A 21,953-nucleotide genomic window follows, 5' to 3' on the forward strand; every position below is an offset into this window, starting at 1 on the left:
CGACTCGGTCGTCTGTAACTGTGACCGATCCCCACTCCACGAAGGAGGCAGCCATGACGGCAACCCCCGCGGCCAGCGCCGCCGCGCCCTCGGTCGTCGACCGGGAGACCTGGCTGCGCGAGCGCGACGAACTGCTGGTCCGGGAGAAGGCCCATACCCGCGAAGGAGACGCGATCGCAGCCGCTCGTCGTCAGCTGTCGATGACCTTGGTGCCGACGGTGACGGTGCGGGGCCCTGGAGGGGACATCCCGCTGGTGGAGGTGTTCGAGGGCCGCCGAATGCTCATCGCCTACTTCCACATGTGGCACGACGGCAAGCCGTACGAGCATCAGTGTGAGGGATGCACCTTCTCGACCTGTCACATGCAGATGTTGGACTACCTGCACGCTCGGGACGTCACCTACGCCGTGTTCTGCGAGGGTCCGTACGACGAAAGTGCCCCGTTCGCGGAGTTCATGGGCTATAGGTTTCCCTGGTATTCGGCGAAAGACTCCGACCCGGCTCTTGCCGACGGTCGTGACTTCGGGTTCATCGCGTGCTACCTGCGCGACGGCGACAAGGTCTTCGAGACCTACTGGACCACCGGGCGGGGCGTCGAGGCGTTGATGACGACCTACCACGCCCTGGACCTCACGGTGTACGGCCGGCAGGAGAACTGGGAAAACTCGCCCGAAGGCTGGCCGCGGGTCACCGGGCACCCCTGGCGTCTCGACGGCCGTCCCACCGCGCAATGGTCACGCCCCGGCGTCGCACCGCGATGACGTCCTGATGATCGAGGCGATCATGCTCGGGTCGGCCGCGGTGTCAGCCTGCTGCTGCGTCGTGCCGCGGGCGGACGCTTTCCGCAGAGCCCGAATGCTTGCGTGCGACAGTGGCTGTCGTGGTCGCGGTGACCCTTGACGCCGCACCGGTTGTGCAGCACGCGGGCACGCTGCTGCTCCTGGCTTTGGCGGTGGCAATCGTCGTCGGCAGTCCGACCGAGGCCTGCCGAATCGCCCTCTCAGTCCAGCTTCGGTTGTTCGTACAGTTCGCGGGCGGACAGGTTCACCGCGCTGCCGTCTGCGAGGCGGACGGTCAGTGTGGTGGTGTTGCTGCTCGACTCGTCGAGGCCCTCGGGGTACCAGGCGCCGAAGTAACCGTCGCGAACGGTTGCCCGCGCCGTCCGTGACGAAGCGCCATCCTTGGTCCGCAAGTTGATCTCCACGCTCGTCACCTGTGAGCCGACATGTCCCGCCATGATCCGGACGTAGCCTTCGTCGGTGCGTAGTTGACCCCACGAGTACATCTCGACACCCCCGGCGCCGAGCCGCTCGGTGCTGGTCAGCACGGTAAGGATGCTGGTATTCGTCACGTCTCCATTGCGATCGCGGAAGCACGTCTGGCTTCCAGCCGGCGACACGGCGTTCACGTATGCGTACTCGCCGCGTTTTTCGCCGATGACCACCCTTGCGACGCTCGCGTCCTGGGCAGGCAGGCATTTGCTGGCGAGGTCGCGTGCCTCGGCATCCGAGATCGGGTTCGGCTCGGGCGTCCACGACGCAAACGCGGGACCAGCGTTGACAAGTGTCAGGGTGAAGGCGACAGCGGCGACGAGCGCTCCGGCCGCGCCGGCGATCGCCAGGCGGGGCCGACGGTGCGGTGTGCGCGCTGGTCCTGGGCGTGGCCGCCGATCAGTGGCGACGATCCGCTCGAGCAGTTCTCGCGCGGGTTCCTGCCCGACGCGTGCGGGCACCTGGACCGCGGCGGAGCGGATTATCTGGTCGAGGACATCGTCGTGGGTCATGCGGAGCCTCCGCGTCGTGAAGGGCCAGCCGGTGCAGGGACGTTTGTGGGTTCGCTGTTCGGCCGCTGACCAAGATGCTGACGCAGGCGGCGGCGGGCGCGCAGCAGGCGCAGACTGAACGCGGGCCGGGAAATGCCCAGTACGCGTGCTGCCTGCGGCCCGGTGAGGTCTTCGATCGCGGTCAGCGTCAGCACTTCCTGATCGGCGGATGACAGGCGCTGCCAAGCCTTCACCAGGTCGATGCGGGTAGCCGCGAGGTCGGCCTCGGCGCTGCTCGGAGCATCGGGTTCCCGTAGGACGCGAAGCGCGAGGCTCTGCTGCCGCTGGTCGCTGCGCTGCCGATTGTGCAGAACGTTGCGGGCGACGGTGAACAGCCAGGCGCGGGCCTCGCCGAGTGGTTTCGGTACTTCGTCCAAGCGGCGCCACGCTGTCAAGAACGTCTCGGCGACCACGTCTTCGGCAACGGCGAGGTGTGCACGGCGTTCGACGAAGAGCAGCAAATCGTCATACGCGGCCTCGAACAGCTCGCGGAAGGCGGAATCGGCATCCGCGGTCGTTTGATCCACACTCGTCCTCGTGTTCGGCGCGTTGCGTCTGGTGGTCATTGTCGTCGCCGGTCCGATACAAAGCCGCGGATCAGGGGTGCGAGTGGGCGCTCGACGAAGCGATGGACGAGCCAGGCTGCCGCCAGCAGCCCAAGCACGGTGCCGCCGATCAGTATCGACGCGGGGAGGTTGGTTTCCTCGTACACGTTGCGGATCACGCTGTATCCAATGCGCGGGTGCAAGAGGTAGAAGGGGTAGCTGAGTGCACCCGCGGTGGCCAGCCAGCGCAGTTTTACCCGGTCGGTGTAGCCGAGCGCGATGATGAGCATCAAAAGGTAAACCCCGGTGAGCAGTACCGGTGCCGGCCAGACGGCTACCTCGAAGCCGGGCTTCAACTCGAGGGTCCGCCCGTGCACGCGCTGCAGGCTGACCAGCCATGTGGCGAGTAACAGCACCCACAGCCATCGATCGGCTCGGTTGCGGCGAAGCAGGAACAGGGTGATTCCGGCGATGAAGTACGGCGCGAAATTGGACATCACTACCTCGTCCAGGGCGGCACCCCGGAAAACGGGCATGATCACGGCGGCGGCCAGCCACACGGCACTGAATATTTTTGCTCCCCGGTCGGTCAGCTTGGCCGCAAGAATGCACGCCGCGATCAGATAGAACCGAAGCTCGATCCAGAGGGTCCAGTACACGGTGTCGACAAGCGGCGTGTTGAGGGGCTCCGCCAGCATGGTCAGGTTGACCAGCACGCCCCACCCGTCCGGCGGAGGTGGGAAAGGCAGCCCGCCGCTGATCGGCAGCACTGCCGTTACGGCTGTCGTGGTCACCACACACACCCAGAACGCCGGATAGAGTCGCGCGGCGCGGGAGGCAGCGAACTCGCGAACGGTACGCCCCCAGCCGCTCATGAGGATCACAAATCCGCTGATCAGAAAGAACGTCTCGACTCCGAGGAAGCCATAGATCAGCACCGGTGCCGCGTCCGGCAGGAAGTATGCCGGCGGGCGCACCCCGTCCAACCTCCACGAGTCGCCGAAGTGGTATCCGGCCACCGCAAGAGCACAGATCAGCCGCAACCCGTCCAGCACGTACAACCGTGGCGCCCGCCCGGGAGGGCCGCTGACGGGCGACGGCGTCGGCGCACGGTCGAGCAACGCGGTCGTCGTCATACTCTGCTCCTGTCCTGGACACACGACTGCGCCCAGGACAGACATGTGCAGCACCGCGCCAAGTGCTACAGGTGATCACCGTCACTGTCCTCTGACGAAGCGGGCCAGTATCGCGAGCCTGACGCTGTCCCGCTGCGATAGGTAGGAATGACCGCTCAGGACGACGCCGAACTCCTGGCCCTGACCGCAGGCGACGAATGGAACGCGGTCGAGGTGTTCTACCGCCGGCAACGCGGACGTGGGCGCCGCGGGGAGGATGCTCTCGCCAGGGTCGGCTGCGGCTGCACGTCCAGCTCGGGGGACGGACGCGAGTCAGGGCAACTGGGCATCGAGTTCGTCGAGCGTGTCATGGACGTACTCCTGCCCGACGCCGTCCGGCAGCGTGGCACGGACCGCGTAGGCGAGCTCCACGAATGCCTGCCGTACCGTTGCCAGCTCTGCACTGTTCAGCTCGATGCGGTGCCATGACGCTGTGGGCGACTTGGCCGGATCGTCGACGAGTCGGTGGGCGACGGTCCGGGCCAGCGCGTACGGAGTACCGGTCCGCGCTTCCCACTCGTCATCGCCCAACTCCTCCGCCACACACTCGACGAGCTGCCCCCAGCGGCGGAACTCTGCCGGATCGCCGCGCAGCTCGTACCCGGTGGGATGCAGCCGCACGGTCGTACGGGCGATCGGTACGTCGTCCAGGCCAACGCTCATCTCGCCGAGTCGGAACTGAACGTTCTGCCGCTGCCAGCCCCGTGCGATCTCGAGCGCGCCCGCATGGTCAGCGCCGGCCAACAGCAGCACGCTGCTCACGGCCCGCTCGTTGCGTTCGATGGCGTGCATCAGCGCGGTGTGCCCGTAGCCATCGACCGCGTTCGGATCAGCGCCTGCGGTGAGAAGCACGTCAACGGCGGCGTGGTCACCGCGCCGAGCGGCGAGGATGAGCGCTGGGGTGCCGTCGGAGCGCCGCGAGTTCGGATCAGCGCCATGGCCGAGCAGCATGCGGATCGTGGCAGGTGCGGCCGATCCCAGCACCGCCTGGACGATCGGGCTCTCCTCGCCAGGCGCGGGCTTGGCACCGAGTTCCAGCAGGTAGCGCAAGACCTCCAACGCTGCGGCCTGCGGTCGGTGTCGGGTGGCGGCGATCGCGGTGGCGAGAAGGCTGCCGTTGGCGTCCAGGTCGAGCGCCACGGCTCGCTCGCCCAGACGCTCCACCGAGAGCTGGACGCGCTCAGCACGGGCGGATGTCAGGTGCCGGGCAGGCGGGATCCGGTTCGGCATGGAGCGGTAGGATTTCTGCTTCTGCACGGAACAGGGCCGTGCTCGGCCGGTCGCGCCGCTTCGGCCTCGCCGGGCGCCGTGGCGTCCGGGACGAAGGGTGGACACTCCGGATGCACCAGCGGATCCTGCTGCGAGCCCGCAAGGGCCCGTTCGACGTCGTCACCGCAGAGGAGACCTACGAGCGGGACTGGATCGGCAAGAACAGCGGCAACCTGGTCTTCAGCCACGCCGCGCACAAGCTGCTGGCCACCTCGGCGGCGGAGATCACCCCGTCGCGGTTCCGGGCGGACCCGCGCGATGCCGACGAGATCAACGAGAAGTACGACGCCTTCGTGATTCCGCTGGCGAACGCGTTTCGCCACGACTACGTGAACCGGCTGACGTCGATGACGCGGCTGATCGAGCGGCTCAAGATCCCGGTGGTGGTGCTCGGGGTCGGGGCGCAGACCGACGTGGACGGCGACCTGGAATACCTGCGCCCGATCGACGAGCCGGTGAAGGCCTTCTGCCGGGCGGTGCTGGACCGATCGCACAGCATCGGCGTACGCGGCGAGATCAGCGAAAACTACCTGCGTACGCTGGGTTTCTCCGCCGTCGAGCAGATCGGCTGCCCGTCGATGTTCCTGCACGGCGACAGCCTCCGGGTCGAGAAGGCGAAGGCGACCCTGAGCACCCAGGATCGGCTCGCGTTCGTCATCTCGCCGTACGTCCGCGCGCTGGCCCCGATCGTCGCGCACCACCACCAGCGTTACCCGAACCTGCGCTACCTGGCGCAGGGCCTGTACGCCCTCGGCACCCTGCTCTACGGCGACGCGCCGAAGTTGCTCGGCAAGACCGACGACATGCCGATCTACACCTCACATCCGCTCTTCGTCGAGGACAAGGTGCGGATGTTCGTGGACCCGTGGCCCTGGATGGAGTATCTCTCCGGATTCGACTTCGCCTTCGGCACCCGGATCCACGGCACGATCGCGGCGCTGCTCGCCGGCACTCCCGGGTATCTCCTCGCGCACGACTCGCGCACCCTGGAACTGGCCCGCTACTTCGACATCCCGCACCGGTTGATGCGCGATGTGCCGGCCGACATCGACGCCGCCCAACTCTACGAGGAAGCCGACTACACGGCCCTGAACGAGGGCCACAAGGAGCGCTTCGCCCGGATCACCGCGTTCCTCGCCAAGCACGACCTCGGCCTTTCGTTCGCCGACGGGGACAGCGCCACCCGTTTCGACGAGCAGGTCCGCCAAACCGTCTACCCGCAGGCGGTCCGGCCGGCCTCCGCCTACACCGCCGAGGAACTGCTGGCGCGCATGCGGTGGCTTCGGGACGAGAACCAGGCGCTGCGGCAGAAGCTCAAGGCGCTCGGCGCGCAGCCACTGCGCGACCGGGTCAAGCAGGCGGTGGGCGGTCGGGTCCGCCGGATGCTGTCGCGCTGACCGTCGTACGCCTGGTCGGCAGCGGAGCAACCGGCGACGGTGTCCGGCCCGGCGCCGACGTCGATCACCCGCCGTCCGGCCCGCACCCCGCCGCGTCCAGCAGCGCTTCCGCCGGGTACGCGCAGAGCTTGGCGAAGCTGCGCTCGTACGCTTCGGCCCGTCCGGCCCACCGCGACCGTTCGTGTACGAGAACGTGCGGCGACCGGGCAGCCAGCCCTCACTCCAGAGCGAGCAGCACCGCTGTTTCCTTACGTCACCAGCGGTGACGAACGCCAGCACGTCAGGAGCTGAAGATCACCGCCGACCACGTTTTGGCATCGATGCTCGCCGACCCTCTCGACGCATGCGGTGCAGTACTCACGGTGTGCTGTACTTCCCAGTAAGTCGCGGGACCTATGTAGTCGCCCTGGTCTCTTGCTGTCCTGTTCGAAGGGGTGATGACGATGATCCAGACGTTGTTCGACAGCAGGGACTTCCCGGTCGACGAGCGATTCGACCGCTGGCACGAGATGACGATGCGATCGCTCGCGGCCTCGGACGTAGCCACCGAAATCCCGCACCAGGACTTTCGGGCAACGATGCAGCATCTCGACCTGGGCGCGGTCCAGATCGTCGCCATGACGTATCCCTCGTTGCGGTGTCGGCGTACGCCGAGAATGATCCGGCAGAGCGACCCCGGGTATCTCAGCCTCGGGATGATCCTTGGGGGCAGGCAAGGGATCGCCCAACGCGGCCGGGAAAGCGTTGCGGGGCCGGACGACCTCGTGCTCTACGACACGTCACATCCATACGAGGCGCACGTGACCGCCGCGAATCCGGTGGTGGCTCGCACGGTGGTGGCACAGTTCCCCAGAGCGCTGCTGCCCACGCGCAACGTCGAGCAACTGCTCGGCGCGCGCTTGTCCGGGAGAGTCGGAACCGGAGGTCTGGTCGCACAGTTCCTGTTCGGACTGGTCAGGGGTGCACGCGACTACGAGCCTGCGGACTCCCCTCGGCTGGCCACGGTCTTCCTCGATCTGCTGTCCATCACACTCGCCCGGGAACTCGGCGCTGGATGCGGACTGCCGTCCGAGAGCCCTCAGAACGCTCTCATGCTGCGCATTCACGCCTTCATCCAACAGCACCTCGGTGATCCGGAGCTGTCCCCGGTGACCATCGCCGCCGCGCACCAGATCTCGGTCCGCCACCTCCACCAACTCTTCCGGCAGCAGGACTTGACCGTCTCTGCCTGGATCCGTCGTGAACGACTGGCCCGTTGCCGCCGCGATCTCGCCGATCCCCGGCTGCGAGACCGTCCGATCCACGCGATCGCGCTGCGCTGGGGCTTTCCGCGACCGGCCGATTTCACCCGGACATTTCGGCTCTCCTACGACATGACGCCCAGTGAGTATCGGGGGATGGTTTCGCACAGCCTGGTCGGCATCGAGAGCTAAGCGGCGTGCGCTCTGCGCTAACGCCATCCTGACTCGTGGCGTCCACAATGGCTTGCAGGTCGACTCGCGCACCCACGTATGCGCGATACGGGGACTCGCCCCCGTCTTTCCGCGATCGCTGGAGCATGGAGGTTTCACGCGCTCATGAGATTCATCAAGAGGACGGCCCTGATGGCTTGCGCAACGGCGACGGCAGTCATGGCATTCGCCACTCCGGCCAGCGCCGCCACCACGTTGAACTTCTATGCCAACGGGCCAGCTGATTCGGGCCGCGGCTGTGATATGACGACCAAGGCGGGGGGCACCTACACCTACTACGCGAATGGCGGCGTCAAAGGTGGCTACCAGGCATTCGCAGGTGGCTTCGACGCATGGGAGCGTGATCTCTGCCCGGATGGTTACGGTGCGGCGCTGCACCTGACCTACTACAAGTGGAACGGCAGTTCATGGGTTTACTCGACTGCCAACCCGATCAAGGTGACCACCGGGGCTTACGACACTGTGTATCACAGCTGGACCTTCAAGGACGTTCGCGACGTGCAGATCTACAGCTGCAGGATCAACAGTGCGGGTGCGGTCTCGTCGTGCGCCAAGGCAACCCTCTTCTAGGGGGCCGGAACGGGCATCGGCCCGCTGGTCACCCACGACATCACGCGGCTGTGGATCGTCTCCGGCCCGCCTCCGTCGCCCTCTCGCCGAGCTTCCCGAGGGCTGCGGCATCCCGTCGGTGAGATTCGCCGCGGCAGTCGCTCAGCACGACCATCCACCTGCCGGGCTCCGGGCCATGAGGTCCGGAGCCCGGCCGGGTGGGGGAGCGGTCGGTAGCCGTCGCGTTCGGGTGCGGCGACGTGCCCTTCGTGGCATGTCGGCGTACACCGGGCGATCGATTATCCGGCCGGGAGGCGCAGACACCGGGGCCGGCCCAGAGCGAGTATCGACGGCGCGAGCAAGCAGTGCCGCGCAGCTGAGTACCGTCCCGTGGGCGCCCACACAGTTCTTCGAGTTCCTGCAGGGCATTGTCGACGCCGCCACGGACGGCGACACCGTGCACCTCGCGCCGGTGCTGATCCAGCCGATGGCGGCGGACGACGCCCGCCTCGACGACTGGCGAACGCGGGCGACCCGCAGTCGGTAGACCATCGCGCTGCGGCGGCTTTCCGGGGCAGTCCGGTGGCGCCGTTCGTCAGGATCCCGCCACGGGTGGAAGGACCGGCTCCGCGCGTCTTCCGCGGCGTCCGCACTTCCGTGCTCCCGTTCGCGGCGCCGCCGTCGGCGTGACGCCGCTGTCCGGGAGCGGAGGCGAGGGCCGCCGGTGTCCTTCGCGCGGAGTCACGCCCCTTGCTCCGAAACTTTCGGCGCTGTGCCGATCAGGATTCCACCCTGCCGTCCGGCGCTCTCGCTGGCAGCGCGCCTGTTGACGGACGGCGGGGCACTTAGTAGCCTCAGCGCACAAAATCATGGCATGTAAATATCTCGATAAGTTTCGGAGGCGGCGAGATCCCGCCACCCCACCATCGCCGCTCACGATCACCCCGTTGGAGGGCCGTTGAAACGCGTCCGGACCACCACCGTCGCCGTCGTCGCCGCCATCGCGCTCCTCCTCGCCGGCTGTGGGGGATCAGACGGCAAGTCCGACTCGAAGACCTTCGAGTTCTGGTCGTTTGCCAACATCAACCAGAAGGCCGACGTCGACGTCTACACCAAGGCGCACCCCGACGTGCGCGTCAAGCTCACCGAGGTGGGCACCACGACCGAGACCGCACAGGCGCTCACCGCCGCGCTGGCCGGGGGCAAGGTGCCCGACCTGGTGCTGATCCAGGCCGACGACCTGCCGAAGTTCATGCAGTCTCCGGAGAACTTCGTCGACCTCACCACGCTGGGTGCGAACGACATCAAGGGCAACTACCTCGACTGGGTGATGGCGCAGTCGACGACCGAGGACAACAAGATCATCGGTGTGCCGACTGATGTCGGCGGCCTGGCGGTGGCCTACCGTACGGATCTGTTCAAGGCGGCCGGCCTGCCCACCGACCGGGAGGCGGTCGCCAAGCTCTGGCCGACGTGGGACGAGTTCATCAACGTCGGTAGGCAGTACGTGCAGAAGACCGGGAAGCCGTTCGTGGACAACACGCCGACCAGCGTCTTCTTCCAGGCGGTCAACCAGGGCAGCCAGCGCTACTACAGCGCCGACCGCAAGCTCGACTACGACAACGAGCAGGTCAAGGCGGCGTTCGACGTGACGCTGAGGGCCTTCGACGCGGGCATCTCCGCCAAGCAGGGGTCGTTTTCCTCCGGCTGGACCGCGGCGATGAAGAAGGGCGACTACGCGGTGGTGTGCTCACCGTCCTGGATGCTCAGCCAGATGAAGACGAACGCCCCCGAGACGAACGGGAAGTGGGACATCGCCACCATTCCCGGTGGCTCGGGGAACTGGGGCGGCAGCTTCCTCGCCATCCCCAAGCGCGCCAAGAACGCGAAGGCGGCGTGGAACTACATCTCCGAGATGCAGTCGCCGAAGGGCCAGCTGGACCACTTCCTGATGCAGGGGTCGCTGCCCACCACGCCGTCGGTCTACACGGATCCGCAGCTGGTCGGGAAGACCGACCCGTTCTTCAGCAACGCGCCGATCGGCAAGATCTACACCCAGTCGGTGGTGGGGATCAAGCCCTTCTACTTCGGTCCGCAGGACGGACCCGTCGGCACCGAGTTCCTCAACACACTCACCAGCGTCGAGCAGGGCAAGGTGAATCCGGCGAACGCCTGGGACACCGCGCTGAAGAACGTCAAGAACGCCGTACGCGAATGACCGAGGGCTGATGCGCGGCGGCCGGGTCGTGCCCGGCCGCCGCCTTCGGGAGGGTGACGATTTGACCACCATGCTCGGCCCGGCCCCGATCCCGCCGGACGTCCGGAGGCCCGCTCGCAACCGGCGGATCCGGCAGGGCGTACGGGAGTTCCTGGCGCCGTACGCGTACATCTCGCCGTTCTTCGTGTTGTTCCTGATCTTCGGCCTCTTCCCGTTGCTGTTCACCTTCTACATCTCGCTGTTCGACTGGGATCCCATCGGCGAGCACCGTTTCGTGGGGCTGGACAACTTCTCCGAACTTCTTCACGACCCGCGATTCTGGGGGGCGCTGCGGAACACGTTCAGCATCTGGGTGCTGTCGACGGTGCCGCAGTTGCTCTTGGCGCTCGGCCTGGCGCACCTGCTCAACCACGCGCGGCTGCGGCTGGCCGCGTTGTTCCGGATGTCGGTGCTCGTTCCCTACGTCACCTCGGTGGCGGCCACGACCATCGTGTTCGCCCAGATGTTCGACAGGGACTACGGGATGATCAACTGGTTCCTCGGGCTGCTGGGCTTCGACCACATCGACTTCACCGCCTCGCTGTGGGGCAGCCACGTCATGATCGCCACGATGATCGCCTGGCGCTGGACCGGATACAACACGCTGCTGTATCTCGCCGCGTTGCAGGCGGTTCCGCGGGAACTGTACGAGGCCGCCGCCGCCGACGGCGCGAACGGCTGGAAGCAGTTCCTGCACATCAGCATTCCCTCGCTGCGGCCGATCATCGCGTTCACCGTCGTGACGTCGACCATCGGCGGGTTGCAGGTCTTCACCGAGCCGCTGCTGGTCAACCCGGTGGGCGGACTCACGTGCGGGGCGGCACGGCAGTGCCAGACCGTCACCCTCTACCTCTACGAGCAGTCCTTCGGGCAGTTCCACTTCGGCTACGGCGCGGCGGTCGGCGTCGCCCTCTTCGTCATCGTGGTGGTGTTCTCCGGACTCAACTATCTGCTGGCCACCCGCATCCGTTCGGAGCGCCCATGAAGCCCGCACCCACGACCGTCGCGCCCACGCGGGTCCGCCGGCGCTCGGCCAACCGCGTGCCGATCCCGGTGTACGCGCTGCTCACCCTCATGGCGCTCGTCAGCGTCTTCCCGCTCTACTGGATGTTCGTGGTGGCGACGACGGACTCCGCCACCGCGACGACCCTCCCGCCGACGATCACCCCCGGCGGCAACTTCCTGCACCTGGCGGAGCTGGTCTTCACCATCGTGCCGTTCGTGCAGTCCCTGCTGAACAGCGTCATCGTCGCCACCACGATCGCCGTCGGCCAGGCGGTGCTCTGCGCGCTGGCCGGCTTCGCCTTCGCCAAGCTGTCCTTCCCGGGCCGCAACACGCTGTTCCTCATCGTCGTGCTGACCATGACGGTGCCGGCGCAGCTCGCGGTGGTGCCGCAGTACCTGATCATGTCGGAGCTGAACTGGGTGGACAGCCTTCAGGCGGTGATCGTTCCCGGGCTGGTCAGCGCGTTCGGCATCTTCTGGATGCGTCAGCACATCGGCAGCACCATCGACGACGAGCTGATGCAGGCGGCGCGGGTGGACGGCGCGACCACCTGGCAGATCTTCTGGCGGATAGCCTTCCCGCTGGTCCGCCCGGCGGCGTACGTGCTGGGGCTGTTCGCGTTCGTCTACGCGTGGAACGACTTCCTGTGGCCGTTCATCGTCCTGAAGTCGCCGGAGAACTACACCGTCCAGATCGCCATCAAGGCGCTGCAGCAGAACCGGGACATCGATCTGGGCCTGGCCATGTCCGGCTCCTTCCTGGCCACCATTCCGCTGCTGGTGTTGTTCGTCTTCGTCGGGCGCCGTCTGGTGCAGGGAATCATGGAAGGCGCGTTCAAGGGGTGAGTGATGACGAGCCTGCGCCGCCGACTGGCCGGGTGGCGCCGGAAGGCCCGTCGCGACACGGCCACCAGCCCTCGTACGCCTTCACCGTGCGGCGCGGGCTGCGCGTGCCGATGGACGACGGGGCCGTGCTGATCGCCGACCTCTACCTGCCGGTCGGCCCGGTGGAACCGCCGCTGCCCACGGTCGTCGTCCGCTCGCCGTACGGCCGGCACGCCTCACTCACACACGCGCCGGCGCTGGCCGGCGCGGGGTTCACGGTGCTGGTGCAGAGCTGCCGCGGCACCGGCGGCTCCGGAGGCAGCTTCCGGCCCCAGCTCGACGAACAGCGCGACGGCATGACCACCCACCGGTGGGTACGCCGCCAGCGGTGGTTCACCGGCACTGTCGCGACGTTCGGCGAGAGCTACCTCGGTTACACCCAGTGGGCCGTGGCGGGCCGGATGTGCCGGGAGGATCCCGTCAACGCCCCTGATGCCCTGTGCCTGAACGTCACGATGGCCGACTTCGGCGCCGTCACCTGGAACAACGGCGCGTTCTCGCTGGGCGGCTCGCTCGGCTGGTCGCGCCGGATGGCCCTGCGGGGCGTGCACGGCACCCTGGTCCGGGCGTGGCTCGCGCGGCGGCCGGACCGGAGGCTGGCCGAAGCCTTCGACGTCCTGCCCCTGTCCGGCGGCGACACCGCCGTGGCGGGCCACCCGATCGGCTGGTACCAGGACTGGCTGGCCCACGAGAAGCTCACCGACGACTACTGGACCCGGCAGTCGCACACCGCGTCGGTGCCCGACGTCACCGCGCCCGTGTACATGGCCACCGGCTGGTACGACATCTTCCTTCCCTGGCAGCTGCGCAACTACGCCCAACTCGCCGCAGCCGGTCGCCCGCCCCGGCTGACCATCGGCCCGTGGGGCCACAGCAGTGACGAGAGCCCGTTTCTCGCCGAGTCGATCGCGTTCCTGAGGGAACACTTCGCCGGTGCGCCCGCGGCCCGGCCGGCGCCGGTGCGTGCCTTCCTCACCGGCGCGCAGCAGTGGCGCGATCTGTCCGCGTGGCCACCGCCGGGCACCACGACGCAGCGGTGGCACCTGCACCCGTCCGGGCTGCTCGACCCGGCCTCCCCCGAGGCGGGCAGCACCCGCTACACCTACGACCCCGACCGGCCCACACCCGCACTCGGCGGCCCCGGCCTGGGCCCGGCCTGCGGGCCGGTCGACAACAGCGCCCACGAACGCCGTACGGACGTGGCGGTCTTCCGCAGCCGACCGCTGGAGCAGGCTGTCGTCCTCGCCGGGGAGCCGATCGCCCGCGTCCGGTTCCGCTCGACGGCAGCCAGCGCGGACGTCTTCGTCCGGATCTGCGACGTGCACCCCGACGGCCGCTCGATGAGCGTGTGCGACGGCATCCGCCGCGTCGGCGGCGTCGGCACCGCGGCCACCGACCCGCGGCCCGACGCAGACGGTTTCGTCGAGCTGGACGTGTCGCTGTGGCCGGCGTTCCACAGCTTCGCCCCCGGCCACCGCGTCGCCGTCCAGGTCAGCTCCGGAGCGCATCCGCGCTACGCCCGCAATCCCGGCAGCGGCGAACCCGCCGCCACCGCGACCACCACGGTACGGGCGCAGCAGGAGATCTCCCACGACGGCGCCCGCCCGTCCGCCATCGACCTGCCGGTGTGGACGTGAACGGGCGCGGATGTGCCGGCCGCCGCGCCGAAGGCATCTCCATCAATCGACGAGGAGGGCTCCCCGATGACATCCGTGTTCCATGTGGCGATCAGCGGCTCGGATTCCGCCGACGGCTGCGCCGAGCGGCCGTTCCGGACGATAAACCGGGCGGCGGGCGTCGCGCAGCCCGGTGACACGGTGGTGGTGCACGCGGGGGAGTACCGGGAGTGGGTGAAGCCACGCCACGGCGGTCTCAGCGACTCCCGCCGTATCACCTACGAGGCGGCGCCCGGCGAGCACGTGGTGATCAAGGGATCGGAACGCGTCACCGGCTGGGAGCCGCTCGGCGGGACGGTGTGGCAGGCGGTCGTCGACAACGTGTTGTTCGGCTCGTTCAACCCGTTCGCCGAGGAGGTGACCGGCGACTGGATCGTCTACCGCGATGGTGCGCCACGCCGGCATCTCGGCGACGTCTACCTGAACGGCGTGAGCTTCTTCGAGGTGGGGAGCCGGGCGGAGGTCGACGATCCGCCCCGGCGTACCGAGATCGTCGACGACTGGACCCGGGTGACGCATGCGATAGGCGATCCCGACCGGACCCGGCTCGTCTGGTTCGCCGAAGTCGGCGAGCGGACGACGATCTGGGCCAACTTCCAGGGCGCCGACCCGAACACGGAGCTGGTCGAGATCAACGTACGCCGCAGCGTCTTCTACCCGGAACAGCCGCACCTGGACTACATCACGGTCCGCGGCTTCGAGCTGGCGCACGCGGCCAGCCCGTGGGCGCCGCCGACCGCCGACCAGCCGGGCCTGATCGGACCCGGCTGGGCGAAGGGCTGGGTCATCGAGGACAACGTGATCCACGACGCCAAGTGCGCGGCGATCTCGATCGGGAAGGAGGGATCGACCGGGCAGAACTTCTCGGCCCTGCGCGGTGACAAGCCGGGCTACCAGTACCAGGTGGAGTCGGTCTTCGCAGCCCGCCGGATCGGGTGGGACCGGGAGCACGTCGGCTCGCACCTGATCCGCCGCAACACGATCTACGACTGCGGCCAGAACGCGATTGTGGGCCACCTCGGATGTGCGTTCTCCACGATCGAGGACAACCACATCCACCGCATCGGAGTGAAGCGCGAGTTCTACGGGTACGAGATCGCCGGCATCAAGCTGCACGCCGCCATCGACGTGGTGATCCGGCACAACCGCATCCACGGCTGCTCGCTCGGCACCTGGCTGGACTGGCAGGCGCAGGGCACCCGGCTGTCGCGCAACGTCTACCACGACAACTGCCGGGACCTCTTCGTCGAGGTCAGCCACGGCCCCTACCTGGTCGAGCACAACATCTTCGGCTCGCCCGCCTCGCTGGAGCTGTTCAGCCAGGGCGGCGCCTTCGTCTGCAACCTGATCTGCGGCACCGTGCGGCTGGAGCCGGTGCTGGACCGCGCCACGCCGTACCACCTGCCGCACAGCACGCAGGTCGCCGGGTACGCGGTGATCTACGGCGGCGACGACAGGTACGTGGGCAACCTCTTCCTGGGCGGCGACCCGGGCGCTGCCTACGGCGCGGGTGCGGAGGGTGAGGGGCCACCGACGGCCGGCACCGCCGGATACGACGGCCATCCCGCGTCGTTCGAGGAGTACCTGGCCCGCCTCGCCGACCAGCCGCCGAGCGACCAGCAGAAGTACGTCGAGGTGAGACAACCGGTGTACGCCCGCGCGAACGCCTACGCCGCGGGAGCCCGCCCGTTCGAGGGTGAGCCCGAGCCACGGGTGCTGGGCGTTGCGACGGCGACGGTCGTCGACGACGGTGACGGGGTCTGGCTCGTCACCGATCTCCCCGACGCGTTCGACGCGGCACGTGTCGGTGTGGTCACCGGCCGGGACCTGGAACGGGTCCGCTGCGCCGACGCGGAGTTCGAGGAGGCGGACGGCAGCCCCGCCGTCATGGACGTCGACCTGACGGGCGAGCCCCGGCAGCCGGGACGGGACGGCGCCGTCGGCCCGATCGCGGTTCTTGCGTCCGGCGCGCGCCGTACGCGCGTCTTCTGACGGCGGTCACTGTGCCGCCGCCGGCACCGTGAGGACGGTGGCGCCAGCCGTCCGGCGCCACCGTCCGCGCCGGACTCAGCCGCGTGCGGCCCAGTCGCCGAGGGACCAGTCGCGGACCTCGGGCATGTCCTCCAGGTGCTCCACCACGTACGCCTCGTGGCGGTCGAGCTGACTGCGGCACCACGCCTTGAGGTCCGCCGCGCCGCGCGGGAGACGCTTGGCGTTGTTGATGGCGTCCATCACGAGGTGGTAGCGCGACGCCTTGTTGCGCACCGTCATGTCGAACGGGGTGGTGGTCGTGCCCTGCTCGATGAAGCCGCGCACGCGGAACCGGTCCGCGTCCGGGCGGCCGTGGACGAGCTGGTGGATCGCGCCCGGGTAGCCGTGGAAGGAGAAGACTACGTCCACGTCATCGGTGAACAGCTCGGTGAACAGGGTCTCGCTCATGCCGTGCGGGTGGTCCTTGGGCCGGACCAGGGTCATCAGGTTGACCACGTTGACGACGCGCACCTTCAGACCGGGCAGCCGGTCGCGCAGGATCTGTGCCGCCGCGACCGTCTCCATGGTGACGACGTCACCGGCGCAGGCGAGGACGATGTCGGGGTCGCTGGTGCCGTCGTCGGTGCCGGCCCACTCCCAGATCCCCGCGCCGCGGGCGCAGTGTTCGATCGCCTCGTCCATGCTGAGGTACTGCAGCTGCGGCTGCTTGTCGATGACGATCAGGTTGATGTACGACCGCGACCGGAAGCAGTGGTCGGCCACCGACAGCAGGGTGTTGGCGTCCGGCGGCAGGTAGACCCGGGCCACGTCGCCGCGCTGGGTGAGCACCACCTGGATCAGGCCCGGCCCCTGGTGGGAGAAGCCGTTGTGGTCGTTGCGCCACGCCGTCGAGGTCAGCAGCACGTTGAGGCTGGGCACCTTCGCGCGCCACGGCAGATGCTTGGCCTCCTGCAACCACTTGCCGTGCTGCACCGTCTGCGAGGCGCTGACCATGGCGAACGCCTCGTAGGTGGCGAACATGCCGTGCCGGCCGGTCAGGTTGTAGCCCTCCAGCCAACCGTGGCAGTTGTGCTCGCTGAGCACCTCCATGACCCGGCCGTCGCGGCTGATCGCCACGTCCTCCGGGGTCACCCGCTCCATGAAGGCGCGGTCGGAGACGTCGAAGACGCCTCCGAGGCGGTTGCTGTTCGTCTCGTCCGGGCAGAACAACCGGAACCGGTCGGCGTTGCGCGTGTAGATGTCGCGCATCATCTCGCCCAGCTTGCGCGTCGACTCGGCCCGCTGCTGCGCCGGCTGGGGCACCTCGATCGCGTAGGAACGGAAGTCCGGCAGGTCCAGGTCCCGGGTGAGCAGGCCGCCGTTCGCGTGCGGGCTGGCGCTCATCCGCAGGTCACCGTCGGGGGCCTGGTCCCGGATCAGCGACACGGGCGTGCCGGTGGAGTCGAACAACTCCTCCGGACGGTACGACTTGAGCCATCGCTCCAGCAGCGCGAGGTGCTCCGGGTTGTCCTTGACGCCGGACAGCGGCACCTGGTGCGAGCGCCACGTCCCGGTGACGGTGACCCCGTCGACGGTGTCCGGGCCGGTCCAGCCCTTCGGCGACCGCAGGATGATCAGCGGCCAGGTCGGGCGGGTGCCGTCCCAGGAACCGTCCCGGGCGGCGGTCTGGATGTCGCGGATCCTCGTCCAGGCGGTGGCGAGGGCGGCGGCGAAGCGGTGGTGCATGCCGGGCAGGTCGGAGCCCTCGACCTCGATGACGTCGTAGCCGTGGCCCCGCAGCAGGTGGCGTACCTCCTCGGGGTCCTTGCGTCCCAGGACGGTGGGACCGGAGATCTTGGCGTCGTTGAGGTGCAGGATCGGCAGGACCGCGCCGTCGCGCTCCGGGTTGAGGAAGGACACCCCCTTCCAGGAGCCCTCCAGCGGCCCGGTCTCGGCCTCACCGTCGCCCACCACCGCGATGGCCAGCAGGTCCGGGTTGTCCATGACCGCGCCGAACGCGTGGACCAGGACGTAGCCCAGCTCACCGCCCTCGTGAATGGAGCCCGGGGTGGTCACCGACACGTGCGACGGGATACCACCGGGGCTGGAGAACTGCCGGAACAGGCGCAGCATCCCGGCCTCGTCCTGGCTGACGTCCGGGTAGATCTCGCTGTAGGTGCCCTCCAGATAGCCGGCGGCCACCAGCGCCGGCCCGCCGTGACCCGGACCGGCCAGGTAGATCGCCTGCTGGCCGGTGTGCCGGATCAGCCGGGAGACGTGCGCGTAGATCAGCGACAGGCCGGGGCTGGTTCCCCAGTGGCCGAGCAGGCGCGGCTTGATGTGCTCGGCCGCCAGGGGCTCGCGCAGCAACGGGTTGCCCTGCAGGTAGATCTGCCCGATGGTCAGGTAGTTGTTCGCCCGCCACCACGCGTCCAGACGGGCGAGTTCGGTGTCGTCGAGTTCGGCGAGCGTACGGATTTCGGATTCGACCGCGGTCACCGTGCTTCCTTTCACTGATCTCGTCATGTCCGGATCCAGGTTAGGCCCAGCCGGGCCCGGCCACCGGGGGCCGCAGGCCGCAAGCCGAAGGACCTTCGGCCCTCGATGGCGACCGCGACGCGCCGACCGGGCACGTTCATGACGTCCCTTCCGCGCGTTGCTTGATGCCCAGCAGCATCCGGCGCTCCATGACCAGGCTGCCCGGTTCCATCACCATCCGGTACGCGGCCCGGCCCGGTCCCGGACGCCCCGCCAGGGAGATCCGGTTGCGGCTGATCAGCCGGGTACCCGCGCCGTCCGGTCGCAGGTGGAAGCCCCACACCCAGGCCCCGTCGGCGGACCGGAACACCAGCGTCCGGCGCGGGTCGAGGATCTCCACGCGCATGGCCAGCCCGTTCTTGCCGAGCGGTAGTTCGTCGCCGCCGGCGAGCTGCTGGAACTGCGGCAGGATCGCGTCGGCGCTGTGCATGTCGAGCCCGAACAGGTTCTCGATCCAGTCGTAGGTGTAGGCGCCGCCGCGACCGCTGCCCATCTGCACGAGCCACGGCCAGACCGCCTCGGGTGGCGCGTCGATGGTGATCGCCCGGGTGGAGACGACGTCCGGATCGGCGAGGAACTCGTCACCGGGCAGCGCCGCGTCCACCTCGATCGCGGTGGCTCCCCAGGTGAGCCACCGTCCGGGCCGTTGGAGCACTGTTCCCTTCATGACCTCTCCCTCCTGAGCGAGGCGGCGGTCACCGGCGGGTCAGCCGGCGGCCGCCGGTCCGTAGTACGCGGCGCGCATCAGTTCCTGCATGTCGCCGAGCATCGGCATCCGCGGGTTGGCCGGCGCGCACTGGTCCTCGTAGGCGTTCAGCGCCTGTTGCGGTAGCGCCGCGAGGAAGGCCCGCTCGTCCACGCCGACCGCTGCGAACGACGGCTCGATGCCGACCTCGTCGCGCAGTCGCTCGATCGCCGTGGCCAGGGCTTCGACCGCCTCGGCGTCGGTCGTCACGGGAAGCCCGAGGGTACGGGCGATGTCGGCGAAGCGTTGCGGCGCGCGGTACGTCTCGTACTTGGGCCAGCCGGTGAGCTTGTTCGGCACGGTGCCGTTGTAGCGGATGACGTGCGGGAGCAGGATCGCGTTGGTGCGCCCGTGCGCGACGTGGAAGGTGGCGCCCAGGGTGTGCGACATGGCGTGCACGATGCCGAGGAAGGCGCTGCCGAACGCCATGCCGGCGATCGTGCCGGCGTTGTGCATCTTCTCGCGGGCCACCGGGTCGGCGGCGCCGTGGTGGACGGCCCGGGCGAGGTTGCCGAAGATGAGCCGGACGGCGTGCAGGGCCAGACCGTCGGTGAAGTCGTTGGCGTAGACGGACACGTACGACTCGATCGCGTGGGTGAGCGCGTCGAAGCCGCTGTCCGCGGTGACCACCGCCGGCAGGTCGGCGGCCAGGATCGGGTCGACGATCGCCACGCTCGGCGTGAGGGCGTAGTCGGCGAGCGGGTACTTCTTGCCGGACGCGGTGTCGGTGATGACCGCGAACGGGGTGACCTCGGCTCCGGTGCCGGAGGTGGTGGGGATGCAGACGAGCTGGGCCAGCGCGCCGAGGGTGGGGAACTTGAAGGCGCGCTTGCGGATGTCGAAGAACTTCTCCCGCAGATCGGCGAAGACCACCTCGGGGTGCTCGTAGCGCAGCCACATCACCTTGGCGGCGTCCATCGCCGAACCGCCGCCGAGCGCGATGATGGTGTCCGGCCGGAACGAGCGCATCGACTCGGCGCCCCGGTCGACGGTGCGCACGCTCGGCTCCGGCTCGACGTCGTCGATGATCTGCAGGGCCACCTGCTCGCGGCGGCGGTGCAGCACGGACAGCACGCGGTCCACGTACCCCAGTCTGGTCATGGTGTGGTCGGTCACCACGGTGACCCGGTGCACGTCGGGCATGTCGGCGAGGTAGCGGATCGCGTTCGGCTCGAAGTAGATCTTCGGCGGAACCTTGAACCACTGCAGGTTGTTCGTCCGCCGGGCGACCCGCTTGACGTTGATGAGGTCGACCGCCGTGACGTTGTGCGACACCGAGTTGTGGCCGTAGCTTCCGCAGCCCAGCGTCAGCGACGGCAGGAAGGCGTTGTACATGTCGCCGATGCCGCCCTGCGAGGCCGGCGCGTTCCAGATGATCCGGACGGCCTTGACCCGGCGGCCGTACGCCTCGGCCAGGTCGGCGTCCCGCGTGTGGATGACGGCGCTGTGGCCCAGGCCGTCGAACTCGACCATCTGCTCGGCGTACCCGAAGGCCTGGTCGTGACCGGTGGCGGGCAGCAGGGCGAGCACCGGGCAGAGCTTCTCCCGGGTCAGCGGCTCGGCCGGGCCGACCCGGTCGACCGGGACCAGGATGATCGAGGCGTCCGGGGCGACCGGGAAGCCGGCGTGTTCGGCGATCCAGGTCACCGGCTGCCCGACCACGTCCGGGTTGAGCTTCCCGGAGCCGAAGAGCAGCTTCTCCAGCAGCGACTTCTCCTCCGGCGTCGCGATGTGGGCGTGTAGGCGCCGGAACTCGGCGAGGGCGGCCGGCCGGATCGCGTCGTCGATGATGACCGCCTGCTCGGAGGCGCAGATCATGCCGTTGTCGAACGCCTTGGAAAGCACCACGTCGTTCACCGCGCGGGCGACGTCGGCCGACGCCTCGACGTACGCGGGGACGTTGCCGGCGCCGACACCGAGCGCCGGTTTGCCGGTGGAGTAGGCGGCCCGGACCATGGCGTTGCCACCTGTCGCCAGGACCACCGAGACGTCGGGATGGCGCATCAGCTCGTTCGTCGCGGCCACCGACGGTTCGTCGATCCACTGGATGCAGTGCTCCGGCGCGCCGGCGGCGACGGCGGCGTCGCGCACCGTGCGGGCCGCCTCCGCGCTACAGCGTTGCGCCGCCGGGTGGAAGGCGAAGATCACCGGGTTGCGGGTCTTGAGGGCCAGCAGCGCCTTGAAGATGGTGGTCGAGGTCGGGTTCGTCACCGGCGTCACCGCGGCCACCACCCCCACCGGCTCGGCGATCTGCGTGATGCCGGTGATGTCGTCCTGGGCGATCACCCCGACGGTGCGGACGTCGGCCATGTGGTTGGTGACGTGCTCGCAGGCGAAGATGTTCTTCACCGCCTTGTCCTCGAACACGCCGCGACCGGTCTCCTCGACCGCCAGCATCGCGAGTTCGGCGTGCCGGCCGAGCGCGGCCACCGACGCCTTCTTCACGATCCCGTCGATCTGCTCCTGGCCGAAGGAGTCGTAGCCGCTCAACGCCGTGAGGCCGTTCGCCACCAGGGTTTCGATCATGCTTCCGCCCTCCATCGGTCCGTCGCCTCGACCATAGATCCGCGACGATCGATGCGGGCACGGCCGATGGACCCGTGCGGACGGGACCACCGGCCCGCGTCCGTACGCCTGCTACGTGACC

Annotated in this window: 17 protein-coding genes; 10 read left to right on the forward strand and 7 right to left on the reverse strand. The window is 68.7% G+C overall.

The annotated features are described in order from the left end of the window. Window positions 1–53: 53 nt before the first annotated feature. A complete protein-coding gene (locus AB0D28_RS11490) occupies window positions 54–761 on the forward strand; it encodes a DUF899 family protein (RefSeq protein WP_357384706.1) in 708 nt (235 codons plus the stop codon). A gap of 239 nt (window positions 762–1,000) precedes the next feature. On the opposite strand, the gene AB0D28_RS11495 is transcribed toward AB0D28_RS11490, so the two are convergent. From AB0D28_RS11495 to AB0D28_RS11510, 4 genes are all read right to left on the reverse strand, one after another. After that, entirely contained in the window at window positions 1,001–1,783 is a 783-nt protein-coding gene (locus AB0D28_RS11495) for a hypothetical protein (RefSeq protein WP_357384708.1), read from the reverse strand. After that, window positions 1,780–2,349, reverse strand: a complete 570-nt coding sequence (locus AB0D28_RS11500) for an RNA polymerase sigma factor (RefSeq protein WP_357384710.1) — start codon at window positions 2,347–2,349, stop codon at window positions 1,780–1,782. Before AB0D28_RS11500 ends, AB0D28_RS11495 begins: the two co-directional genes overlap by 4 nt. 35 nt (window positions 2,350–2,384) lie before the next feature. Then, entirely contained in the window at window positions 2,385–3,503 is a 1,119-nt protein-coding gene (locus AB0D28_RS11505; protein ID WP_357384712.1) for an acyltransferase, read from the reverse strand. A 312-nt stretch (window positions 3,504–3,815) separates the two neighbouring features. Then, window positions 3,816–4,799, reverse strand: a complete 984-nt coding sequence (locus AB0D28_RS11510; protein ID WP_357384714.1) for an ankyrin repeat domain-containing protein — start codon at window positions 4,797–4,799, stop codon at window positions 3,816–3,818. Window positions 4,800–4,882: 83 nt separating this feature from the next. Between AB0D28_RS11510 and AB0D28_RS11515 the strand changes: the two genes are divergently transcribed. The 9 genes from AB0D28_RS11515 (at window position 4,883) to AB0D28_RS11555 (ending at window position 16,044) form a co-directional block, all read left to right on the forward strand. Further along, a complete protein-coding gene (locus tag AB0D28_RS11515) occupies window positions 4,883–6,208 on the forward strand; it encodes a polysaccharide pyruvyl transferase family protein (RefSeq protein WP_357384717.1) in 1,326 nt (441 codons plus the stop codon). 443 nt (window positions 6,209–6,651) lie between these two features. Further along, window positions 6,652–7,641, forward strand: a complete 990-nt coding sequence (locus AB0D28_RS11520) for a helix-turn-helix domain-containing protein (protein WP_357384719.1) — start codon at window positions 6,652–6,654, stop codon at window positions 7,639–7,641. Between the two features lie 144 nt (window positions 7,642–7,785). Then, the gene (locus tag AB0D28_RS11525; protein WP_357384721.1) at window positions 7,786–8,250 is read left to right on the forward strand and encodes a hypothetical protein; all 465 of its coding nucleotides are present in this window, start codon (window positions 7,786–7,788) and stop codon (window positions 8,248–8,250) included. Window positions 8,251–8,503: 253 nt separating this feature from the next. Continuing rightward, window positions 8,504–8,776: a hypothetical protein gene (locus AB0D28_RS11530; protein ID WP_357384723.1), complete on the forward strand. Its 273-nt coding sequence runs from the start codon at window positions 8,504–8,506 to the stop codon at window positions 8,774–8,776. Window positions 8,777–9,187: 411 nt separating this feature from the next. Then, window positions 9,188–10,447, forward strand: coding sequence for an ABC transporter substrate-binding protein (locus AB0D28_RS11535; protein WP_357384725.1), 1,260 nt, complete (start codon window positions 9,188–9,190; stop codon window positions 10,445–10,447). A 70-nt stretch (window positions 10,448–10,517) separates the two neighbouring features. Next, window positions 10,518–11,471, forward strand: coding sequence for a sugar ABC transporter permease (locus AB0D28_RS11540; RefSeq protein ID WP_357384963.1), 954 nt, complete (start codon window positions 10,518–10,520; stop codon window positions 11,469–11,471). Continuing rightward, window positions 11,468–12,337, forward strand: coding sequence for a carbohydrate ABC transporter permease (locus AB0D28_RS11545; protein WP_357384727.1), 870 nt, complete (start codon window positions 11,468–11,470; stop codon window positions 12,335–12,337). Before AB0D28_RS11540 ends, AB0D28_RS11545 begins: the two co-directional genes overlap by 4 nt. Window positions 12,338–12,369: 32 nt before the next feature. Further along, window positions 12,370–14,013 carry a CocE/NonD family hydrolase gene (locus AB0D28_RS11550; protein WP_357384729.1) on the forward strand — a complete coding sequence of 548 codons (1,644 nt, stop codon included), beginning with the start codon at window positions 12,370–12,372 and terminating at the stop codon, window positions 14,011–14,013. A gap of 66 nt (window positions 14,014–14,079) precedes the next feature. Next, window positions 14,080–16,044 (forward strand): right-handed parallel beta-helix repeat-containing protein, encoded by a 1,965-nt coding sequence (locus AB0D28_RS11555; RefSeq protein WP_357384731.1) that lies wholly within the window; start codon window positions 14,080–14,082, stop codon window positions 16,042–16,044. 75 nt (window positions 16,045–16,119) lie between these two features. On the opposite strand, the gene AB0D28_RS11560 is transcribed toward AB0D28_RS11555, so the two are convergent. The 3 genes from AB0D28_RS11560 to adhE form a co-directional block, all read right to left on the reverse strand. After that, complete coding sequence (locus AB0D28_RS11560; RefSeq protein ID WP_357384733.1) at window positions 16,120–18,522, reverse strand: phosphoketolase family protein; 2,403 nt, start codon at window positions 18,520–18,522, stop codon at window positions 16,120–16,122. A gap of 136 nt (window positions 18,523–18,658) precedes the next feature. Beyond that, window positions 18,659–19,228 (reverse strand): SRPBCC family protein, encoded by a 570-nt coding sequence (locus tag AB0D28_RS11565; protein WP_357384735.1) that lies wholly within the window; start codon window positions 19,226–19,228, stop codon window positions 18,659–18,661. Window positions 19,229–19,267: 39 nt separating this feature from the next. Continuing rightward, window positions 19,268–21,832, reverse strand: coding sequence for a bifunctional acetaldehyde-CoA/alcohol dehydrogenase (gene adhE, locus AB0D28_RS11570; protein ID WP_357384737.1), 2,565 nt, complete (start codon window positions 21,830–21,832; stop codon window positions 19,268–19,270). Window positions 21,833–21,953: the final 121 nt, after the last annotated feature.

The organism is Micromonospora sp. NPDC048169, assembly GCF_040652815.1.
In the GTDB taxonomy this organism is placed as follows: Bacteria; Actinomycetota; Actinomycetes; order Mycobacteriales; family Micromonosporaceae; genus Micromonospora.

What these genes read in the sequence shown, in the direction of transcription:
- AB0D28_RS11490 (WP_357384706.1), top strand. Translation starts at nt 54, where the DNA reads ATGACGGCAACCCCCGCGGCCAGCGCCGCCGCGCCCTCGGTCGTCGAC.
- AB0D28_RS11495 (WP_357384708.1), bottom strand. Translation starts at nt 1,783, where the DNA reads ATGACCCACGACGATGTCCTCGACCAGATAATCCGCTCCGCCGCGGTC.
- AB0D28_RS11505 (WP_357384712.1), bottom strand. Translation starts at nt 3,503, where the DNA reads ATGACGACGACCGCGTTGCTCGACCGTGCGCCGACGCCGTCGCCCGTC.
- AB0D28_RS11515 (WP_357384717.1), top strand. Translation starts at nt 4,883, where the DNA reads ATGCACCAGCGGATCCTGCTGCGAGCCCGCAAGGGCCCGTTCGACGTC.
- AB0D28_RS11520 (WP_357384719.1), top strand. Translation starts at nt 6,652, where the DNA reads ATGATCCAGACGTTGTTCGACAGCAGGGACTTCCCGGTCGACGAGCGA.
- AB0D28_RS11525 (WP_357384721.1), top strand. Translation starts at nt 7,786, where the DNA reads ATGAGATTCATCAAGAGGACGGCCCTGATGGCTTGCGCAACGGCGACG.
- AB0D28_RS11530 (WP_357384723.1), top strand. Translation starts at nt 8,504, where the DNA reads ATGTCGGCGTACACCGGGCGATCGATTATCCGGCCGGGAGGCGCAGAC.
- AB0D28_RS11540 (WP_357384963.1), top strand. Translation starts at nt 10,518, where the DNA reads ATGCTCGGCCCGGCCCCGATCCCGCCGGACGTCCGGAGGCCCGCTCGC.
- AB0D28_RS11545 (WP_357384727.1), top strand. Translation starts at nt 11,468, where the DNA reads ATGAAGCCCGCACCCACGACCGTCGCGCCCACGCGGGTCCGCCGGCGC.
- AB0D28_RS11555 (WP_357384731.1), top strand. Translation starts at nt 14,080, where the DNA reads ATGACATCCGTGTTCCATGTGGCGATCAGCGGCTCGGATTCCGCCGAC.
- AB0D28_RS11565 (WP_357384735.1), bottom strand. Translation starts at nt 19,228, where the DNA reads ATGAAGGGAACAGTGCTCCAACGGCCCGGACGGTGGCTCACCTGGGGA.
- adhE (WP_357384737.1), bottom strand. Translation starts at nt 21,832, where the DNA reads ATGATCGAAACCCTGGTGGCGAACGGCCTCACGGCGTTGAGCGGCTAC.